This window comes from Actinomycetota bacterium, assembly GCA_005888325.1.
Classification (GTDB): Bacteria; Actinomycetota; Acidimicrobiia; order Acidimicrobiales; family AC-14; genus AC-14.
On the sequence record VAWU01000067.1, the window covers coordinates 1 to 16,084 of the forward strand.

Annotated in this window: 17 protein-coding genes; 7 read left to right on the forward strand and 10 right to left on the reverse strand. The window is 71.2% G+C overall.

The genetic code is table 11. The features are described 5' to 3' along the window. The first annotated feature begins 252 nt into the window (after window positions 1–252). Window positions 253–1,191, forward strand: a complete 939-nt coding sequence (locus E6G06_19800; protein ID TML86710.1) for a D-glycerate dehydrogenase — start codon at window positions 253–255, stop codon at window positions 1,189–1,191. Then, window positions 1,188–1,766, forward strand: a complete 579-nt coding sequence (locus tag E6G06_19805; GenBank protein TML86711.1) for a hypothetical protein — start codon at window positions 1,188–1,190, stop codon at window positions 1,764–1,766. The genes E6G06_19800 and E6G06_19805 overlap by 4 nt, the downstream gene beginning before the upstream one ends. 4 nt (window positions 1,767–1,770) lie before the next feature. Here E6G06_19805 and E6G06_19810 read toward each other — a convergent pair whose 3' ends face one another. After that, window positions 1,771–2,322: a dimethylmenaquinone methyltransferase gene (locus E6G06_19810; GenBank protein TML86743.1), complete on the reverse strand. Its 552-nt coding sequence runs from the start codon at window positions 2,320–2,322 to the stop codon at window positions 1,771–1,773. Between the two features lie 70 nt (window positions 2,323–2,392). Beyond that, a complete protein-coding gene (locus E6G06_19815) occupies window positions 2,393–3,634 on the reverse strand; it encodes a zinc-binding dehydrogenase (GenBank protein TML86712.1) in 1,242 nt (413 codons plus the stop codon). Window positions 3,635–3,694: 60 nt separating this feature from the next. Here E6G06_19815 and E6G06_19820 point away from each other — a divergent pair, with 60 nt between their 5' ends. Next, on the forward strand, window positions 3,695–4,675 hold the full coding sequence (locus tag E6G06_19820; protein TML86713.1) for a hypothetical protein: 981 nt from the start codon (window positions 3,695–3,697) through the stop codon (window positions 4,673–4,675). A 1-nt stretch (window position 4,676) separates the two neighbouring features. Here the strand turns inward: E6G06_19820 and E6G06_19825 are convergent, their stop codons facing one another. The 4 genes from E6G06_19825 to E6G06_19840 all read right to left on the reverse strand — a co-directional run bounded on the left by E6G06_19825 (window position 4,677) and on the right by E6G06_19840 (window position 8,713). Further along, window positions 4,677–5,456 (reverse strand): SDR family NAD(P)-dependent oxidoreductase, encoded by a 780-nt coding sequence (locus tag E6G06_19825; GenBank protein ID TML86714.1) that lies wholly within the window; start codon window positions 5,454–5,456, stop codon window positions 4,677–4,679. 70 nt (window positions 5,457–5,526) lie between these two features. Continuing rightward, entirely contained in the window at window positions 5,527–6,945 is a 1,419-nt protein-coding gene (locus E6G06_19830; protein TML86715.1) for a serine/threonine protein kinase, read from the reverse strand. After that, window positions 6,942–7,817, reverse strand: a complete 876-nt coding sequence (locus E6G06_19835; protein ID TML86716.1) for an LLM class F420-dependent oxidoreductase — start codon at window positions 7,815–7,817, stop codon at window positions 6,942–6,944. Before E6G06_19835 ends, E6G06_19830 begins: the two co-directional genes overlap by 4 nt. Further along, entirely contained in the window at window positions 7,817–8,713 is an 897-nt protein-coding gene (locus E6G06_19840; protein ID TML86717.1) for an SDR family NAD(P)-dependent oxidoreductase, read from the reverse strand. Before E6G06_19840 ends, E6G06_19835 begins: the two co-directional genes overlap by 1 nt. Between E6G06_19840 and E6G06_19845 the strand changes: the two genes are divergently transcribed. Both E6G06_19845 and E6G06_19850 read left to right on the forward strand, forming a co-directional pair. After that, window positions 8,616–9,425 (forward strand): SDR family oxidoreductase, encoded by an 810-nt coding sequence (locus E6G06_19845; GenBank protein ID TML86718.1) that lies wholly within the window; start codon window positions 8,616–8,618, stop codon window positions 9,423–9,425. The two genes, E6G06_19840 and E6G06_19845, sit on opposite strands and share 98 nt — an antisense overlap. Before the next feature lie 24 nt (window positions 9,426–9,449). Beyond that, window positions 9,450–10,289, forward strand: coding sequence for a TIGR03619 family F420-dependent LLM class oxidoreductase (locus tag E6G06_19850; GenBank protein TML86719.1), 840 nt, complete (start codon window positions 9,450–9,452; stop codon window positions 10,287–10,289). On the opposite strand, the gene E6G06_19855 is transcribed toward E6G06_19850, so the two are convergent. After that, entirely contained in the window at window positions 10,280–11,098 is an 819-nt protein-coding gene (locus E6G06_19855) for a DUF2889 domain-containing protein (GenBank protein ID TML86720.1), read from the reverse strand. The genes E6G06_19850 and E6G06_19855 overlap by 10 nt on opposite strands. On the opposite strand from E6G06_19855, the gene E6G06_19860 reads away from it, so the two are divergent. Beyond that, the gene (locus tag E6G06_19860) at window positions 11,064–11,480 is read left to right on the forward strand and encodes a nuclear transport factor 2 family protein (protein TML86721.1); all 417 of its coding nucleotides are present in this window, start codon (window positions 11,064–11,066) and stop codon (window positions 11,478–11,480) included. The genes E6G06_19855 and E6G06_19860 overlap by 35 nt on opposite strands. 13 nt (window positions 11,481–11,493) lie before the next feature. On the opposite strand, the gene E6G06_19865 is transcribed toward E6G06_19860, so the two are convergent. Next, on the reverse strand, window positions 11,494–13,035 hold the full coding sequence (locus tag E6G06_19865) for an acyl-CoA synthetase (protein ID TML86722.1): 1,542 nt from the start codon (window positions 13,033–13,035) through the stop codon (window positions 11,494–11,496). A 155-nt stretch (window positions 13,036–13,190) separates the two neighbouring features. On the opposite strand from E6G06_19865, the gene E6G06_19870 reads away from it, so the two are divergent. Continuing rightward, window positions 13,191–13,526, forward strand: coding sequence for a hypothetical protein (locus tag E6G06_19870; protein ID TML86723.1), 336 nt, complete (start codon window positions 13,191–13,193; stop codon window positions 13,524–13,526). A 186-nt stretch (window positions 13,527–13,712) separates the two neighbouring features. Here the strand turns inward: E6G06_19870 and E6G06_19875 are convergent, their stop codons facing one another. Both E6G06_19875 and E6G06_19880 read right to left on the reverse strand, forming a co-directional pair. Further along, window positions 13,713–14,807: a nucleotidyltransferase family protein gene (locus tag E6G06_19875; protein TML86724.1), complete on the reverse strand. Its 1,095-nt coding sequence runs from the start codon at window positions 14,805–14,807 to the stop codon at window positions 13,713–13,715. Window positions 14,808–14,844: 37 nt separating this feature from the next. Beyond that, entirely contained in the window at window positions 14,845–16,065 is a 1,221-nt protein-coding gene (locus E6G06_19880) for an acyl-CoA dehydrogenase (GenBank protein ID TML86725.1), read from the reverse strand. Window positions 16,066–16,084: the final 19 nt, after the last annotated feature.

The following is a 16,084-nucleotide window of genomic DNA, read 5'->3' on the forward strand; positions in this document are numbered from 1 at the left end:
AGTGCCACACCACCTCCCTCGACGGGCTGGGGCGCATGTGCGGGTGGCACCACCTGCTCAAGACCAAGGGCTGGGGCTTGGTGGGCGGGCCCGGGTGCTACCGGCTGACGCCACCGGGCACTGATGTCGCGGAGGCATTTGCGAGTGGCAGTCGAGCACCGCCCCGAGGGTGAGCCGGTTGGAAGTGTGACGGCGTCGCGGCGTCGAGATCGTGCGCGGCGGCGTCGACGTCGACGCCACTACTCTCCGCCGGTGGCACGCGTCCTCGTCACGCGACTCCTTCCTGATGGCGGGCTCGACCCACTCGTCGAGCACGAGATCGTGCAGCGCAGCGACGACCGGCCGTTCACCCACGACGAGCTCGTCGCCGCGGTGCCCGGCGTCGATGCGTTGGTGTGCCTGTTGACGGACCGCATCGACGCCGAGGTGATCGATGCCGGGGCCGGGCGGCTGAAGGTGGTCGGCAACGTGGCCGTGGGCTTCGACAACATCGACGTCGCAGCCGCGACGGCGAGGGCCGTCGCCGTGTGCAACACACCCGGTGTGCTCGACGAGACCACCGCCGACCTCGCGTTCGCCTTGATCCTGGCGGCCTCGCGTCTGCTCTCGGAGGCCGAGCGTGACGTCCGCGCCGGACGTTGGAAGGGCTGGGGCATCGACCAGTACCTCGGGCGCGATGTCCACGGGGCGACTCTCGGCCTCGTGGGCTACGGGCGCATCGGTCGGGCCGTCGCCCGTCGGGCCGAGGGCTTCGACATGCGGGTGCTGCACCACGCCCGGCGCGACACCGGATCGCCCGGCTACGTCGCCGACCTCGACGCGCTCGTCGCCGACGCCGACGTCGTGAGCCTGCACGTCCCGTTGTCGGACGAGACGCGGCACCTCTTCGACGCCCGGCGGCTGGCGCAGATGAAGTCGACGGCGGTGCTCGTCAATACGTCTCGCGGCCCCATCGTCGACGAGGAGGCGCTGGCCGTGGCGCTCGAGGCCGGCACAGTGTTCGCCGCCGGCCTCGACGTCTACGAGCACGAGCCCGCGGTGCACCCGCGCCTGCTCGCCGCGCCCCGCACCGTGCTGCTGCCCCACGTCGGGAGCGCCAGCGTCGCCACCCGCACGCGCATGGCACGGGTCGCGTCGGAGGGCGTACGGGCCGTGCTGGCAGGTGAGCGCCCGGCCAACCTGGTGACATGACCGCTCTGGGAAACAAGGTCGGCTGCTATCCGGGCTCGTTCAACCCGCCGACGATCGCCCACCTCGCCGTCGCCGAGGCGGCCCACAGCCAGTGTCGGCTCGCACGGCTCGACCTGGTGGTGTCACGGGTCGCGCTGGGCAAGGCGGCGCCGGCCGGCCCGCGGTTCGAGGACCGCATCGCAGTTCTCGACACCATCGCCGGCAGCCGCCCGTGGCTCGGGGTGCGGGTGACCGACGCCCAGCTTCTGGTCGACGTCGCCGCCGGTTACGACGTCGTCGTGCTGGGCGCGGACAAGTGGGCACAGGTCGTCGACCCCACCTGGTACGACGGCTCGATCGCGGCGCGCGACGCTGCGCTGGCGCGCCTGCCCGAGGTCGTCGTGGCGCCCCGTCCGCCCTGGCCGGTTCCTCCGGGGCGCGGTCTCCTGCTCCTCGAGGACGTGCACCGCCCGGTCTCGGCCACCGGCGCGCGCACCGTTGAGCCCGCGTGGATGGCTCCCGAGGCGGCCGCGTTCGACGCCCGGACCGGCGCCTGGACCGACCCCGCGCGTTACCGGCGCGGCGTCGAGGCGTGACGCTCTAGCGACCCTTCACCCGCGCCGCGTCGAGCCCGAGCAGCTGGATGGTCGTCGCGCCGTCGCGCAGCCGGGCGAACATGCCCTCCTCCTTCTCGGCCCGCGTGCGGCCCGCGGCGAGCACGTCGTCGAGGGCGCCCGACGCGATGACCACGACGCCGTCGGCGTCGCCGACCACCCAGTCGCCCGCGCGCACGGCGACGTCGCCCACGCGCACGGGACCACCGACCTCGCCACCGGTCTCCTTGACGGCGCCGCGCAGCGCGATGCAGCTGCTGAAGACCGGGAAGCCGTGGCGGCGCAGCGCGTCGACGTCGCGCACACCGGCGTCGATGACGATGCCGGCGAGGCCACGGGCCTCGGCCGCCGTGGTCAACACCTCTCCCCAGTAGCCCCGTTCGGGGATCCCGTCCACCTGCACCACCAGCGCGCTGCCGGCAGGTGCGGTCACGACGCCGACGTGGATGGCGAGGTTGTCACCGGGTGGGCACTGCACGGTGAAGGCCGGCGCCGCGAGCCGGGCGCCCGGCCAGGCGGCGCGCACGCGTGGGCTCATGGCGTCCGCGCCGGACTCCCCGAGGGTCGCCGCCCCCAAGCCGGAAAGGTCGTCGGCGACGGTCACCGGCTCACCGCTGGTCGATCGCGACCTTGATGGCGCCGGTGTCGCCCTGAGTGGCGATGGTGACGAACGCGTCGCGCCAGCGGTCGAGGGGGAACGTGTGCGTGAGCATGCCGGTGAGGTCGACCCGACCGTCGGCCACGAGGTCGAGGTAGTGGCGGATGCCGTGCTGTCGCCTGCCGTCGACCTCCTCGATCCCGAACGCGTTCGAGCCGACCCATGAGATCTCCTTGAAGTAGAGCGGGCTCCACTCCCATCGCCCCGGCGCGTGCACACCGCTCTTGACGAGCGTGCCGCGCGCCTTGAGCAGACGCACGCCGACCTCGAACGTCTCGGGCTTGCCGACGGTGTCGTAGACGACGTCGACACCGCCCGGGTGGCACATCGGGAGGCCGGGCAGGCCCTCCATCGTCGGCCGGAGGCGCCCGCCCGACCAGGCGGCCAGCTCCTCGATGAGCGCCAGCTGCTCGCCGGGCCGCACGACCTTGGCCGCACCCAGCTTCTCCGCGAGCTGCGCCTGGGCGTCGAAGCGGGCGACCACCGCCACCTCGACATCGGGGTACAGGGCGCGGAGGATGGCGATCGCGCACGAGCCGAGCGATCCCGCCCCCCATACGAGCACTCTCCCGCCGGCGGGCGGCGGATGACGGGTGATCGAGTGCAGGGACACCGCGAAGGGATCGGCGAACACGGCGTGCTCGTCGGGGATGGCGTCGGGCACGGGGATCAGCATGGTGTCGTGCGCAGGCATCAGCTCGGCGTAACCGCCCGTTGCGTCGCGCGAGACGCCGGTGTGGATGCCGGGTGCGAGCTGTCCGTCGGTGAAGCTCCAGCAGAGGCTGTAGTCGCCCGCGTCGCAGGCCGGGCACACGGGTGAGATGCCGCGCGGCCCGCACGACAGCCACGGGTTGAGCACGACGCGCTGGCCGACCTCGAGGTCGCGCGCGTCGGGTCCCATCTCGACGACCTCAGCGACCACCTCGTGCCCCATAACCTGGGGGAACGAGCAGAGTCCACTCATGGCGTTGTCGCTGTCGCCTTCGCCGAAGTCGAGCAGGATCTGCTTGGAGTCCGATCCGCAGATGCTCGTCAGGAGTGGTCGCGTGACCACCCAGTCGGACGCGACGAGGTGCGGCTCGTCGATGTCCTTCAGCGCGACCGGGGTCACTGCGAGGTTCTCGAGCAACTTGTTGCCGTCGGCGGGTGCCTCGTAGGGGTCGGGCGTCACGCCGAACACCAGTGCCTTCATCGGTCGCTCCTCACGCGCCGTTCTACACGCCAAACTTCGACGTCGCGAACATTGACGTCGATGTCAGCGAACTCTACCGTCCCCCTCATGATTCGCCGCCTGGTCGTCGCGTCCTGCCTGTTCGCCGTGGTTGCGGTGGGCCTGTCCGCATGTGATCCCCTCAGCGCCAAGAAGCCGTGCGGGTCCACCGACTTCACCACACCGCCGACCACCTACGACCACGTCGTCTGGATCTGGATGGAGAACAAGCAATACAGCCAGGTGATCGGAAACACGACCGACGCCCCCTACATCAACAAGCTCGAGGACAAGTGCGCGTCGGGCAGCAACTACAGCGACGCCGACCCCGGCGGCCCGTCGCTGCCGAACTACCTGACCGCATCCGACGGGCTCGACCACAACGTCACGCCGTTCACGTTCGACTGCGGGCCCCCGGCCACGCTTCCGTCGGCGTCCACCTGCCAGGTCACCGGCGACAACGTGTGGCGGCAGGCGCTCGCCGCGGGCAAGACCTGGAAGATCTACGCCGAAGGCATGCCCGCCAACTGCGATACGAGCTTCCAGTTCCACCGGTACGCGGTCCGCCACAACCCCGCCCCGTACTTCACCGGCGGCACCGACCGCGACTCCTGCAACGCGCGCGACGTGCCGTACGCGCCGAACTTCGTGAACGACGTCGACAACGCGAGCCTCCCGGACCTGGCGATGATCGTGCCGAACACCTGCCACGACATGCACGACTCCACCGGCTGTGCCACGACCAACTCGATCAAGAACGGCGACGACTGGTTGAAGGCCAACCTCCCGCACCTCCTGAACAGCGGCACCTACACGGCGGGGAAGACCGCCGTCTTCATCGTCTGGGACGAGGACACGCCCGTCCCCAACGTGATCGTGGCGCCGTCGGTCGTGCCCGGCACCGTCTACACCGGCCCGCTCGACCACTACGGGCTGCTGCGCACCGCCGAGGAGATGCTCGGGCTCTCGTGCCTGAACTCGGCGTGCACCGCGCCGTCGTTCCGGGCCCCGTTCAACCTCTAGTTCATCTAGTCGCGGAGCGGGCCATCGCGGCCATGCCCGCGATGAACGAGTCGGGGTCGGCGGTCTTGGCCTCGATGATGGCCTTCATGTCGGGCACGTAGTGCTCGAAGGCGTCGCCCTCGATGGCGGCCACGATGCCGACCGCCACCTCCTCCGGGGGCACCTTGGGGCCGTCGTAGATGGGGTCGTCGTTGTCGGGAAGGTCCCAGATCTCCGTGTCGATGGGGCCGGGGTTCACGAGGCGGACCTCCACGCCCGTGTCGAACAAATCGGTGGCCAGCGCCTCGCTCCACCCGCACAGGGCGAACTTGCTGGCGGAGTACGCCGACTCGTTCAGGTTGCCGAGGCGGCCGGCCACGCTCGACACGTTGACGATGACGCCCGCGTCGCGTTCGAGCATGCGGGGGAGCACCGCGAGCGTCATTCGCGCGGGAGAGAGGAAGTTGACGCGCATGGTCTGCTCGAGCTCGTCGTTGGTCAGCGCGGTGACATGGCGACGCTTCGGGATGGCGGCGTTGTTCACGAGCACGTCGAGATGGCCGAAGGCGTCCCACGCCTCGAGCGCCACGCGTTCGGCATGCTCGAGCTCGCCCAGGTCGGCGACCCACATGCGCGAGCGCGGCGAGGTCGTCATCACACTGTCGAGGACCGCGCGGAGACGATCCTCGCGCCGGGCGACGATGCCGACGGTGGCGCCCCGCCCGGCGAGCTCGCGAGCCAGCGCGGCGCCGATGCCCGACGAGGCGCCGGTGACGAGGACGTTGCTCCCTTCGACCTTCATGCGCCGAACGTAGCCGACGGCGCCGTGAGGAAGCGTCGTCGGCAAGCGCCGACAGCGAAGCGCCGTACCGTCAGAACGAGCCCGAGCGCTCGAGCCGGTACGGCTCTGCGCTCAGGCCGCGCACGGTCGTGACCCGCGCGGTGAGCGTGGCGGAGTCGTTGCCCCCACAGGACGGCTCCAGCACCGACGCCACCGCGCGTGCGCCGTCGGAGCTGGTGGCCGACCCGAGCAGCCGGCCCGCCGCGTCCATGACGTCGACGCGTTGCGAAGTGCCGGATGGCGCGGTGAGCGTCACCCGCAGGCGGCCGTCACAGAACAGCTGGAGCCGGTCTTCGACGCGCACTGCGAACGTGTCGACGTCGTCGGCCGGGACGAGGTTGGCGCTCAGCTGGCGAACGAGCGGGGAGCCGTCGGCGAGCGTGTCGGGTGCCGCCTCGCAGCCGTTGGCGGTGTTGCCGTCGTAGTCGGCGTGCAGGGCGGTGCACGTACGGCCGTCGGTGAAGGGTGCCGGCACCCCGCCACACGGTTGATAGGGCAGGGGCGTGCACGGGGCGGGGCCGGGTCGCGACGGTTGCGCGGCTTCGGTCGCGTGCCGCGACGCAAGCCACAGTCCCGCGCCACCGACCGCCATCACACCCGTCAACAGCGCGAGCACGGCACTGCGGACGTGGCGCGTCGACCCGGGCCGTCGCGGCAGGCGCATGAGCCCGGTGCCCGCGGTGCCGCCGCGAGCCGACGCCGCTGACGGCCGTCGCGCCGGCCGGCGGTCGAGCATGGGCCCCAACCGGCGCCGCAGCGTCGTGGGCACGGTCGGAGGCACCGGCACCCCCCGCGACCGCCCGGCGCGCCAGAGCACCGTGCGCGGGTCGCCGTTGCCGTACGGCCCGATCCCGGTGAGCGCGAACAGCATGGTGGCCGCGAGCGCGAAGACGTCGCTCGCCGCGCTCGCGGGCTCGCCACGCGCCTGCTCGGGCGCCATGAACGTCGGGGTCCCGACGACAGCCCCGGCGGCGGTGAGCCCCGCGGTCATGTCGCGCGCGGTCGCGACGCCGAAGTCCGCGAGCGCGGGCCGTCCGCTCGCGTCGAAGAGGATGTTGTCGGGCTTGATGTCGCGATGGACGACGCCCTGGCGGTGGGCCGCCGCGAGCGCGTCGAGCAGCGCGTCGAGCAGGTACTCGACCTGAGGTGCGGAGATCGGGCCGGTGGCGGCGACACGGTCGGCGAGCGTGCCCCCGGGCAGGAACGGCATGACGAGCACGAGGTCGGTGCCCTCGTCCTCGACCTCGAGCAGGCGCACGATGCCGGGATGGTCGAGCCGGCGCAGCAGCTCGGCCTCCCGCCGCAGGCGTCGGTGGGCCTCGTCGACCTGGGCGGCGGAGCCGTGCATGTGGATGCGCTTGCGCGCCACCGGCCTGCCGTCGGCGTCCTCTGCCAGCTCGACGACGCTCATGCCGCCCCGGCCCAGCAGGCCGACGACCCGGTAGGTCACAACGGCGAGCCTAAACCGCGCATCGCGTCCAACTGCTCGCGGTAGTGGGTGAGCGAATGGCTCACGAAGCGCAGGTTGAGCACGGTGGCGCCCATGTCGACGAGCTCGCCGGCGAGCAGTCGGGTTCGTTCGGGGTCGCCGACGGGGTCGAGGGCCCGTTCGGGGGTGAACACCAGATCCAGCGGCGCGACGCGCCGTTCCCAGACGGAGGACTCGCGGGCGCGCGCGAGCATCCGGCGCAGGTCGTCGGGCCCGAGGCCGAACGGCGTCCAGCCGTCGGCGAGCTCGACGGCCCGCCGGAGCGAACGCGCGGTGCGCCCACCGATCCAGATCGGCACGCGCTCCTGCGGGCTGCACGGGTCGACGACGATCTCGTCGTAGCGGTAGTGGTCGCCCCGGTACACGGGGTCGGTCTGCGACAGCGAGGCGCGCAGCGCCCGCAGTGCGTCGTCGGCGCGTGCACCGCGGTCGTCGAACCGCGCGCCGAGGAGGTCGAACTCTTCGCGGAGCGAGCCCACACCCACGCCGAGGATCAGACGCCCCCCGCACACGCGGTCGAGGGTTCCGTAGCGCTTGGCGATCTCGAGCGGGTGGTGGTAGCCGAGCACGAGCACGTGGGTCGCGAGCCGGATGCGCGATGTGCGCGCCGCGAGGTAGCCGAACGTCGCCAACGGGTCCCAGTACCGCGAGCCACGCACCTCGGCGACCGCGCGCGGTACGGCGACGTGCTCGCTGCAGGTGAGATGGTGGTAGCCGAGGCGATCTGCGTCTTCGGCGACGGCGACGATCGCTTCGAGGTCGGCATCGCGCTCCCAGGGCCCGTGGGCGCGGGGGAGCAGGGTCACGACGGGCGTGACGATCCCGAGTCGCACTACCGGCCGAGGGTCGCCACGCGCTCGGCCGTCCACGCCGCCGACCCCTCGAGGAACGCCCGCGGGTCTTGGAACTTGCCGGCCACGATGTCGGCGAACCAGGGGGGCACGTAGATCTCGAAGGCCCCCGACACGATCGCGTCGATCACCGCGCCGGTGACCTCGGAAGGCGGGAGCGCCTCGAGGTCGGCGAGTGAGGTCTCGTTGTCGGGCAGGTCGAAGAGCTCGGTGTCGATGACGCCGGGGTTGACGACGTGGAGGTGCACGCCCGTGCCCCAAAAGTCGATCGCCATCGACTCCGAGAACGCCGTCAGCGCGGCCTTGGAGGCGCTGTACGCGGCTTCCCGCGGTGGCCCGAGGCGCGCCGCGATAGAAGACACGTTCACGACGTGGCTCTCACCCCGCTCGAGCAGTCGCGGCAGCAACGCGAGCGTCAGCCGGACCGGGGAGAGGAAGTTGATCGCCATGACCGCGTCGACTTCGGCGATCGAGAGCGAGCGCACGTGGCGCCGCTTGGGGATGCCCGCGTTGTTGACGAGGACGTCGATGCCGCCCAGCTCGTCGTCGGCCCGGTGGGCGAACGCGGCCACCTCGTCGAGCCGGCTGAGGTCGACGACCCACATCCGCGAGTCGGGCGCGTGGGCCCGGCACTCCGCCAACACTTCGGTCAGACGGTCTTCGCGACGTCCGCAGATGCCGACGGTCGCGCCCGCGGCCGAGAAGCCGCGTGCCAGGTCGGCGCCGATGCCCGACGACGCGCCGGTGATCAATGCCTTCCGACCGCTCAGGAGCCCTGTCATGGGCTGGAGGGTAGTGTCACCCGCCGTGCCGCTGGAGCCCGCCTCCGCGCTGTTGACCGACCGCGTGGCCGTGGTGACGGGCGCAGCGGTGGGCATCGGGCGGGCGGTGGCGTCGGCGCTGGCTGCGTACGGCGCCGATGTCGCGGCGTGCGATCGCGACGCGGACAACCTCGCGACACTGAGCCGCGACATCGAGTCCCGCGGACGCCGGTGCGTGACCGGCGTGATAGACGTCCGCGAGCCCGATCAGGTCGCGGCGTTCCTCGAGACGGTCGCAGGCGCGCTGGAACGGGTCGACGTCCTGGTGAACAACGCGGGAGGCGGGTTCCGCGCCGACTTCGCCGACGTCAGCCCGAAGGGCCAGACCTCGCTCGTGCGCGAGAACTTCGACAGCGTCACCCACTTCATCCGTGGGGTGCTCCCGCTGATACCTGCCGAGGGTGGGTCGATCGTGAACATCACGTCGATCGAGGCCCATCGCGCCGCACCCGGCTTCGCCGTCTACTCCGCCCAGAAGGCGGCGGTCACCAGCCTGAGCAAGAGCCTCGCGCTCGAGCTGGGAGCGCGGCGGATCCGGGTCAACTGCGTGGCGCCCGACGTCATCCCGACACCCGGCGTCGGCGAGCTCCCGGCCCCGCCCACGTCGCCTTTGCCGGTGCGGGGCGACGTCGACGACGTCGCCGCCGCGGTCGCGTTCCTCGCCGGCGACCTGGCCCGCTTCATCACCGGCACGACCGTCCACGTCGACGGGGGCAACGTGGCCGCCGGGGGCTGGCACCGAGGCGGCGACGGGACGTTTCACACATGAGGTTCCACACATGAGGTTCGGCACATGAGGTTCGGTGTCGCGCTCGGGCGGCTCAACCCCGCCTTCTTCGTCGAGGTGACCGACGCGGCCGAGCGCCTGGGGTTCGAGTCCGTGTGGCTGCCCGAGCACCTCGTGTTCCCGGTGGAGATGACCAGGTCGCCATACCCGGGGGCGGAGCATCCACCGGTGCCACCGAGCACGCCGGTGTTCGACGTCTTCGCCTACCTCGCCCACCTGGCGGCGCGCACGCGGCGCATCCGGCTCGCGACCCACGTCTACAACCTGGCGCTGCGCCATCCGTTCGTTGCCGCACGCGCCGTGCAGACGCTCGACATCGTCTCGGGTGGACGGGCCGAGATCGGCATCGGCGCGGGCTGGTTGGAGAGCGAGTGGCACGCCGCGGGCCTCGACTTCGCCACGCGCGGGGCGAGGCTCGACGAGGCGCTCGAGGTCTGCAAGCGGCTTTGGACGGACGAGGTCGTCGAGCACCACGGCGCCCACTTCGACTTCCCCGCGGTGATGTTCGAGCCCAAGCCGGTGCAGAAGCCGTGGCCGCCCGTGCACGTCGGTGGTGAGTCGGGTGCCGCGCTGCGGCGCGCCGCCCGGGCCGGTGACGGTTGGGTGGGGATGGCCCACACGCTCGACTCGATCGTCGCGCCCGTCGCGCGCCTGCGTGAGCTGCGGGGGGCGTCCGGCCGATCCGAGGCCCGCTTCGAGGTGAGCGTTGGCGGGCCGGTCACCAGCCGCGACGACGTCGTCCGCTGGGAAGGTGCGGGTGTCGACCGGCTCATCGTCTCGCCCTGGGCGCGTTCGCGAGAGGCGGTCGAAGGTCTGGAGCGGTTCGCCGAGCTCGTCTACGGCTGAGGTGCGAGCAACTGCTCGGGGTCGTCGCTGAAGTCGCGGATCGTGCCCTTCATGCGCAGGGCGACGGGTGCGCGCTCGGGCTGGAACGTGAAGCAGGCGCCCGACATGATCGGGAGGAGCGGCGCGGCATCGTCGTACACGTCGAGGTCCTGGATCCGGCCGTGGGCGATGTGGCAGGCACGCCGTAGCACGATGGCCGCCTCGGCCGCGTCGGGCTCGAGCGTCGCCTCGGCCCACGCGAGGAACCCGCCGCGCAGGGCCTGGCCCCGGAAGGGCGGGGGCTCCAGGATCGTGTGGTCGTCGACGAGCCACGCCAGCAGCCGCTCCCCGTCGCGGTCGAGCGTCGCGCGCCGGCGGTGGCCGACAGGATCGGACACGGTGATGTCGTACTGACGCCGGTCGCCGTCGCGCGCGGCATGGGCCACCGCGAGCCCGGCGAGATCGAACATATGCGTGCAGTTGTCGCGTGCGGAGACCAAGTCGCCCACCGCGGTCGACCGGGTCGACAACGACATCCCGAACAGCGGCTCGAGCTGCGCGGCCGCGAACGGGCACGTCGACCAGGGGTAGCGCACACCTTCCCCGCGCACGCCGGTGACGCGCCTCCCGTCGTGCGCGATGGTCACCCGGAAGTGGTGGAAGTCGTCCTCCAGCTCGGCCGTGACCGTACTTGTTTGCGGCGCGGCGTGTGTCTGCGGCCCGGCGTGTGTCTGCGGCGCGGCCGGCGTCGCGGTCATGCGGATGCGGCGGCGGTAGCTGCCTGACGGGTACGTCATGTCGACGGAGCACGCTATACGCTCCCCCTCCATGAGCGACGAGGACGCGATCCGCCGCACGATCGCGCAGTACTGCCACCTCTGCGACGACGGTCGCTTCGACGAGTGGGCCGACCTCTACGCCGACGACGCGACGTTCAGCGTGATGGGCCGAACCTACTCCGGCAGGGCCGACGTCAAGGCCTTCATCGAGCGGGGCCAGCCGCCCGACAAGCGCGGCAAGCACATCTGCTTCAACTCGGTGATCGACATCGACCCCGACGGCGAGACGGCGCGCGCGTGCACCGACTACGTCTTCCTCGACCGCAACCGCACCATCACCAGCGCGGGCCGCTACCACGACCGTTTCGTCCGCCACCCCGACCGGTGGCGCTTCGCCGAACGTCGCATCGTGTTCCTCGGTGACGCCTCATGACCCGCGCGCCGGGTCAGGCGCTGCGGTTGCGCCCGCCCGGATAGCCGCCTCCGCCGAAGCGCGCGTCGAGCGCGTCGTAGTCCACCATCCAGCCGTCGCGGGGGAGCGCGTCGACGAACTCCACCGAGCGGGGCTTCTTGTATGAAGCGATGTGCGCCCGACAGTGCTCGATGATCTCCTCGGCCGTCGCGGTCTGGCCCGCGTTCAGGACGACGACGGCCTTGACGCTCTGGGTCCACTTGGGGTCGGGCACGCCGATGATGGCGGCCTCCTTCACGGCCGGGTGCTTCTGGATGCAGCCCTCGACCTCAGCCGGGTAGATGTTCTCGGCGGCCGACTTCACGATGCGGGTGCGCGGTCCCACGAAGGTGATCGAGCCGTCGGGCTCCCGCCGGCCGAGGTCGTTCGTGTGATGCCAGCCACCCGCCTGGCGCTCCTCGTTCTCCGCGTCGCGGTTCCAGTAGCCGGTCATCACGGTGGGCCCGCGCGCCACGATCTCGCCCGTCTCACCGGTGGGCACCTCGTTGCCGTCGGGGTCGACGATGCGCAGCTGCACCATGGGTGACGACCGGCCGTGGGTGCCCTCCACCCGTCCTCCCCACGAGTTGAGCGTCAGCATGCCCATGACCTCGGTCTGCCCGTACCCCCCGGGGTGGCGCGCCCAGGCGCTGGTGTCGACCGTGATCATCTCGGTCCACTCGGGCTTGCCCGGGTAGGTGCGCAGGCTCTTCAGGTCGTACTTGCCGTCGCGGTTGACCGCGACGATCTGGTCGATGGTGGGCGGAAGGAGGAACGCGCCGGTGCAGCGCTCGACCGCGATAATCCGGCAGAGCTCCTCAGCGTCGACCCTTCGGGTGAACACGTTGGTGCCGCCGAAGTGGAACGTGGCGAGCGTCGTCATGAAGGTGGCGATGTGGAACAGCGGGCCCGAGTTCAGATACACGTAGGCGCCGGTGATCTCCTGCAGCATCCCGATCACCATGTCCTGCGTCGTGATCGCGGTGTGGGACAGGAGAGCGCCGTTGGGCCGGCCCGCGAACGCGGCGGTGTAGAGCATCAGCACCGGGTCGGCCGGGTCGATTTCGAGGTCGGGGTCGTCGGGCGCACCCGAGGCGAGAAATGCCTCGTAGCTGCCGTCACCGCCGGCGTCGTGCTGCAGCCATAGACCCCTCGACGTCGCGTTGGCGCGGGCGCCGCTCGCGGCCTCCCCGATCTCCTCCTGCTGCCAGATGACGACGCGGGCATCGACGTCGTCGACGACGAACGTGAGCTCCTCCGCGGTCTGGCGCCAGTTCATGGGGCAGAAGACGGCGCCGATCTTGGCCGCCGCGAGCAGCGCTTCGAGCACGCGATGGCAGTTCTGGCCCAGCCACAGCACCCGGTCGCCGCGGCCCACCCCGTCGGCCAGCAGCGCGTTCGCGAGCCGGTTCACCCGGTCGTCCATCGCGGGGTACGTGTGCCGGTCGCTGCCGCAGACGAGCGCCGCCTTCCCCGGGTAGCTCCGCCGGTTCTCGCGGAGGACGTCGCCCAGGGTGAGGTCGTGCAGCCGGCTCATGGTCGCGGATGCTCCCATATCGTCTCTGCCGCGGGGCACCCGGCGAGGGGGAAAACCCGGCAATCCGCCTGAACTGGAATATTCTCGACAAAACGCCTGAATGGTCCTAGGCTCACCCCGTCCGACGCCGAACGACGCGGGGAGGGCCGGTGGAGATGACGGGCGCACGTGGCCGCACATCCAGCCTCAGCAGGCGGACCCTCATCACCCGTGGGATCGCGGCCGGCGGCCTCGTCTGGGCCGCGCCCGCGGTCACCTCGATCGGCCGGGTGCACGGCCGGCCCGCGGGCACGCCGAAGCCGTGTGACTGCACGTTCTGCGCCACGGTGGTCCCGCCCGTCGGGCAGACGATGTACTTCGACTGCACGGGCAAGACGAGCGACGACTGCAACTGCCTGTGCCTCTGCGCGGGGGTGGACGCGGAGTGTTCGCACCCGGCCGATCCCTGCGTGGTGGGGGTCGTCTGCAAGCCGCGCGCCACGGCGTGCTGAGGGGAGGAGAGCGAGTTGGCATCCGACGCATCCACACCGCGGCCCTCGAAGTTGGTCCGGGCGATCAGTGCCGCGCTGATCGAGCAGGGCGTGCCGGCCGGTTCGTCCGTCGACGTCGCCAACGGTCCCGCAGAGGGACTCGGCTTCACCGTGGGTGAGGACGCCGGCGACGAGGACTGATCGCCGCTAGCGCTTCAGGTCGCGCAGCCCACGCCGCCAGCGCTGGGTGAAGCTGCCGTGACGGCCCTCGAGGTAGTCGCGCTTCGGGAAGGTGAGCGCCCGCACGAAGGCCAGCTTGTTCGAGGTGCCCCGGATGGCGCGGACCGCGGCGAGCGAGCGCGCCGCGTAGCCCTTGTCGGGGCGCTGGTACACCGAGAGCGCCCGCCGTTCCCACGGCTCGGGCTCGTACCGGTACGCCCAGAACGAGAGCGCGGTCGCGTCGGCGAGCGCGAACGCGTCCCACGCGGACCGCACCGCGAGGGCCACGACCGCGTCGGCCCTCCACGCCGCGGCCAGCCGGCGGATCTCGTCGACGTCGACGTTGCCCGCGAGCAGCAGCTCGGCGACGTCGCGCAGCGGCACGAGGCGCGGCGGTGTGTTGCCGAGGACCGCGTGGTAGCACGCGTTGAGGAACCGGTGCTCGGGACGCAGCGCGTGGATGGTGCGGCCCGCGAGCACGAAGGTCGAAGACGAGAGCCACAGCGCATCGAGATCGATGCTGAGGCCGTAGGGCCCGAGGACGAACGTGCGGTGCAGGTCGATCTCGGTGTCTTCGGCGTCGGAGAAGCTCGTCCCCTTGCCGAAGCGGCGGTCGAAGCCGGGACGGGGCTCCGGGAAGCGCCGGCGGTGGCCGGCGGCGGAGAGCGCTTCGACGGCCGAGTCGAACTGCGAGGAGGGCACCAGCAGGTCGATGTCGCCGAACGACCGCAGCGAAGGGTCGGCGTAGTCGAGGTGGGCCACCGCCGATCCCTTCAGCACCCGGTACGGGATCTCGAGGGTCTCGAAGAGGTCGACGACCTCGAGCAGGGTGCGTTCCAGGAGGAGCGCGAGAGACATCTCACGGAGGTGACTGTCGCCCGCCTGCTCGAGCTGGACCGCGGTGACGGCGAGCGCGTTCTCTTCGATGGCGTGCGCGAGGTGGCCACTCATCCGCTGGGCGCGTGCCGCGCCGAGGAGCGCCAACCATTCGTCGTCGGCCATCGGTCCACGGGGAAGCTCGGTGGTGGTGCCGGCCAGGCCGTACGCGGCGATCGCACGGGCCGCGGCGCGCACGTCGGTCATATCGGGCGGTTCGAGCGGCGCGGCACCTGCACGAGAGCTAACGCTTCGGCAGGCGGATGGCGCGGTCGGCGATGATGTTCTTCTGCACCTCGGTCGTGCCCGCGCCGATCGAGGTGTAGCGCTGCCACGTGTAGTTGTTGGTGTAGTGCCCGTTCGCGACGGCGTCGGGCCCACCGCGAGCGAGGAGACCCGCGGGACCGAGCAGGTCGACCCCGAGCTCGGCGAGGTATTGCGACAGGTGGCTCCATTGGAGCTTGGCCAGTGGCACCTCGGGCCAGTTCTTCTCGCCTTTCAGCACCTTCGACAGCGCGCGGTAGTTGAGCAGACGCGTCAGCTCGATCTGGGTGTACGCGCGAGCGATGCGCTCGCGGAGGTCGGGGTCGTCGAGCGCCTCCGGGTTGTGCTTACGCGTCGCCGCGATCATGTTGTCGAGCTCGATCCGCATGGTGATGGAGAGCCCCGAGGTGCCGACGCGCTCGTGACCGAGCGTGCCCATGGCCACCTGCCAGCCCTGCCCCTCCTCGCCCAGCCGGTACTCGACGGGCACCCGGGCGCTGGTGAAGAAGACCTCGTTGAACAGCGCGTCACCCGTGATCTCGCGGATGGGACGGCACTCGATGCCCGGCACCTCCATGTCGACGATCAGGGCGGTGATCCCCTCGTGCTTGGCGCCGCGCTCGATCGCGGTGGGGTCGGTGCGCACGAGGAACAGGCCCCACTTGGCGATGTGGGCCGTGCTGATCCAGATCTTCTGACCGTCGAGCACGTACTCGTCGCCGTCGCGGACCGCGGCCGTCCGCAGGTTGGCGAGGTCGCTGCCGGCCTCGGGCTCGCTGAAGCCCTGGCACCAGTGCTCGTCGGCCGTGAGGATGGCGGGCAGCCAACGTCGTTTCTGCTCCTCGGTGCCCCAGTGGATGATCATGGGACCGATCTGCCAGATGCCGTTGGCGTTGTAGATCCCCGGCGCCTTGACCCGCGCGTTCTCCTCCGAGTAGATGACGTTCTGCATGATGCTGGCCTCGCGCCCACCCCACTCGCGCGGCCAGTTGATGGCCGCCCAGCGCCCTTCGTTGAGCCGGCGCTGCCACGCCTTGCGCCGCTCCATGGTGCGCAGCAGGTCGTGACCGCCACCTGCGCCGGCGCCGCCTTTGGTGTCGCTTCTCTGGCTCGCCGCGTTGAAGTCGCGAACGTTCTCGTCGAGCCACTGACGAAGCTCGGCACGAAAGGCTTCGTCGTCGGGCGTAAACGCGAAGTCCACGCGAGAAAGCTAACACGCG

Excerpts from the sequence above, each read along its gene's own strand:
- E6G06_19860 (TML86721.1), top strand. The coding sequence starts at position 11,064 with ATGTCGACGGAGCACGCTATACGCTCCCCCTCCATGAGCGACGAGGAC.
- E6G06_19820 (TML86713.1), top strand. The coding sequence starts at position 3,695 with ATGTCAGCGAACTCTACCGTCCCCCTCATGATTCGCCGCCTGGTCGTC.
- E6G06_19840 (TML86717.1), bottom strand. The coding sequence starts at position 8,713 with ATGCCCACCGCTGCGCCCGTCACCACGGCCACGCGGTCGGTCAACAGC.
- E6G06_19865 (TML86722.1), bottom strand. The coding sequence starts at position 13,035 with ATGAGCCGGCTGCACGACCTCACCCTGGGCGACGTCCTCCGCGAGAAC.
- E6G06_19870 (TML86723.1), top strand. The coding sequence starts at position 13,191 with ATGACGGGCGCACGTGGCCGCACATCCAGCCTCAGCAGGCGGACCCTC.
- E6G06_19810 (TML86743.1), bottom strand. The coding sequence starts at position 2,322 with ATGAGCCCACGCGTGCGCGCCGCCTGGCCGGGCGCCCGGCTCGCGGCG.
- E6G06_19850 (TML86719.1), top strand. The coding sequence starts at position 9,450 with ATGAGGTTCGGTGTCGCGCTCGGGCGGCTCAACCCCGCCTTCTTCGTC.
- E6G06_19855 (TML86720.1), bottom strand. The coding sequence starts at position 11,098 with ATGGAGGGGGAGCGTATAGCGTGCTCCGTCGACATGACGTACCCGTCA.
- E6G06_19825 (TML86714.1), bottom strand. The coding sequence starts at position 5,456 with ATGAAGGTCGAAGGGAGCAACGTCCTCGTCACCGGCGCCTCGTCGGGC.
- E6G06_19815 (TML86712.1), bottom strand. The coding sequence starts at position 3,634 with ATGAAGGCACTGGTGTTCGGCGTGACGCCCGACCCCTACGAGGCACCC.
- E6G06_19845 (TML86718.1), top strand. The coding sequence starts at position 8,616 with ATGGGCTGGAGGGTAGTGTCACCCGCCGTGCCGCTGGAGCCCGCCTCC.
- E6G06_19805 (TML86711.1), top strand. The coding sequence starts at position 1,188 with ATGACCGCTCTGGGAAACAAGGTCGGCTGCTATCCGGGCTCGTTCAAC.
- E6G06_19875 (TML86724.1), bottom strand. The coding sequence starts at position 14,807 with ATGACCGACGTGCGCGCCGCGGCCCGTGCGATCGCCGCGTACGGCCTG.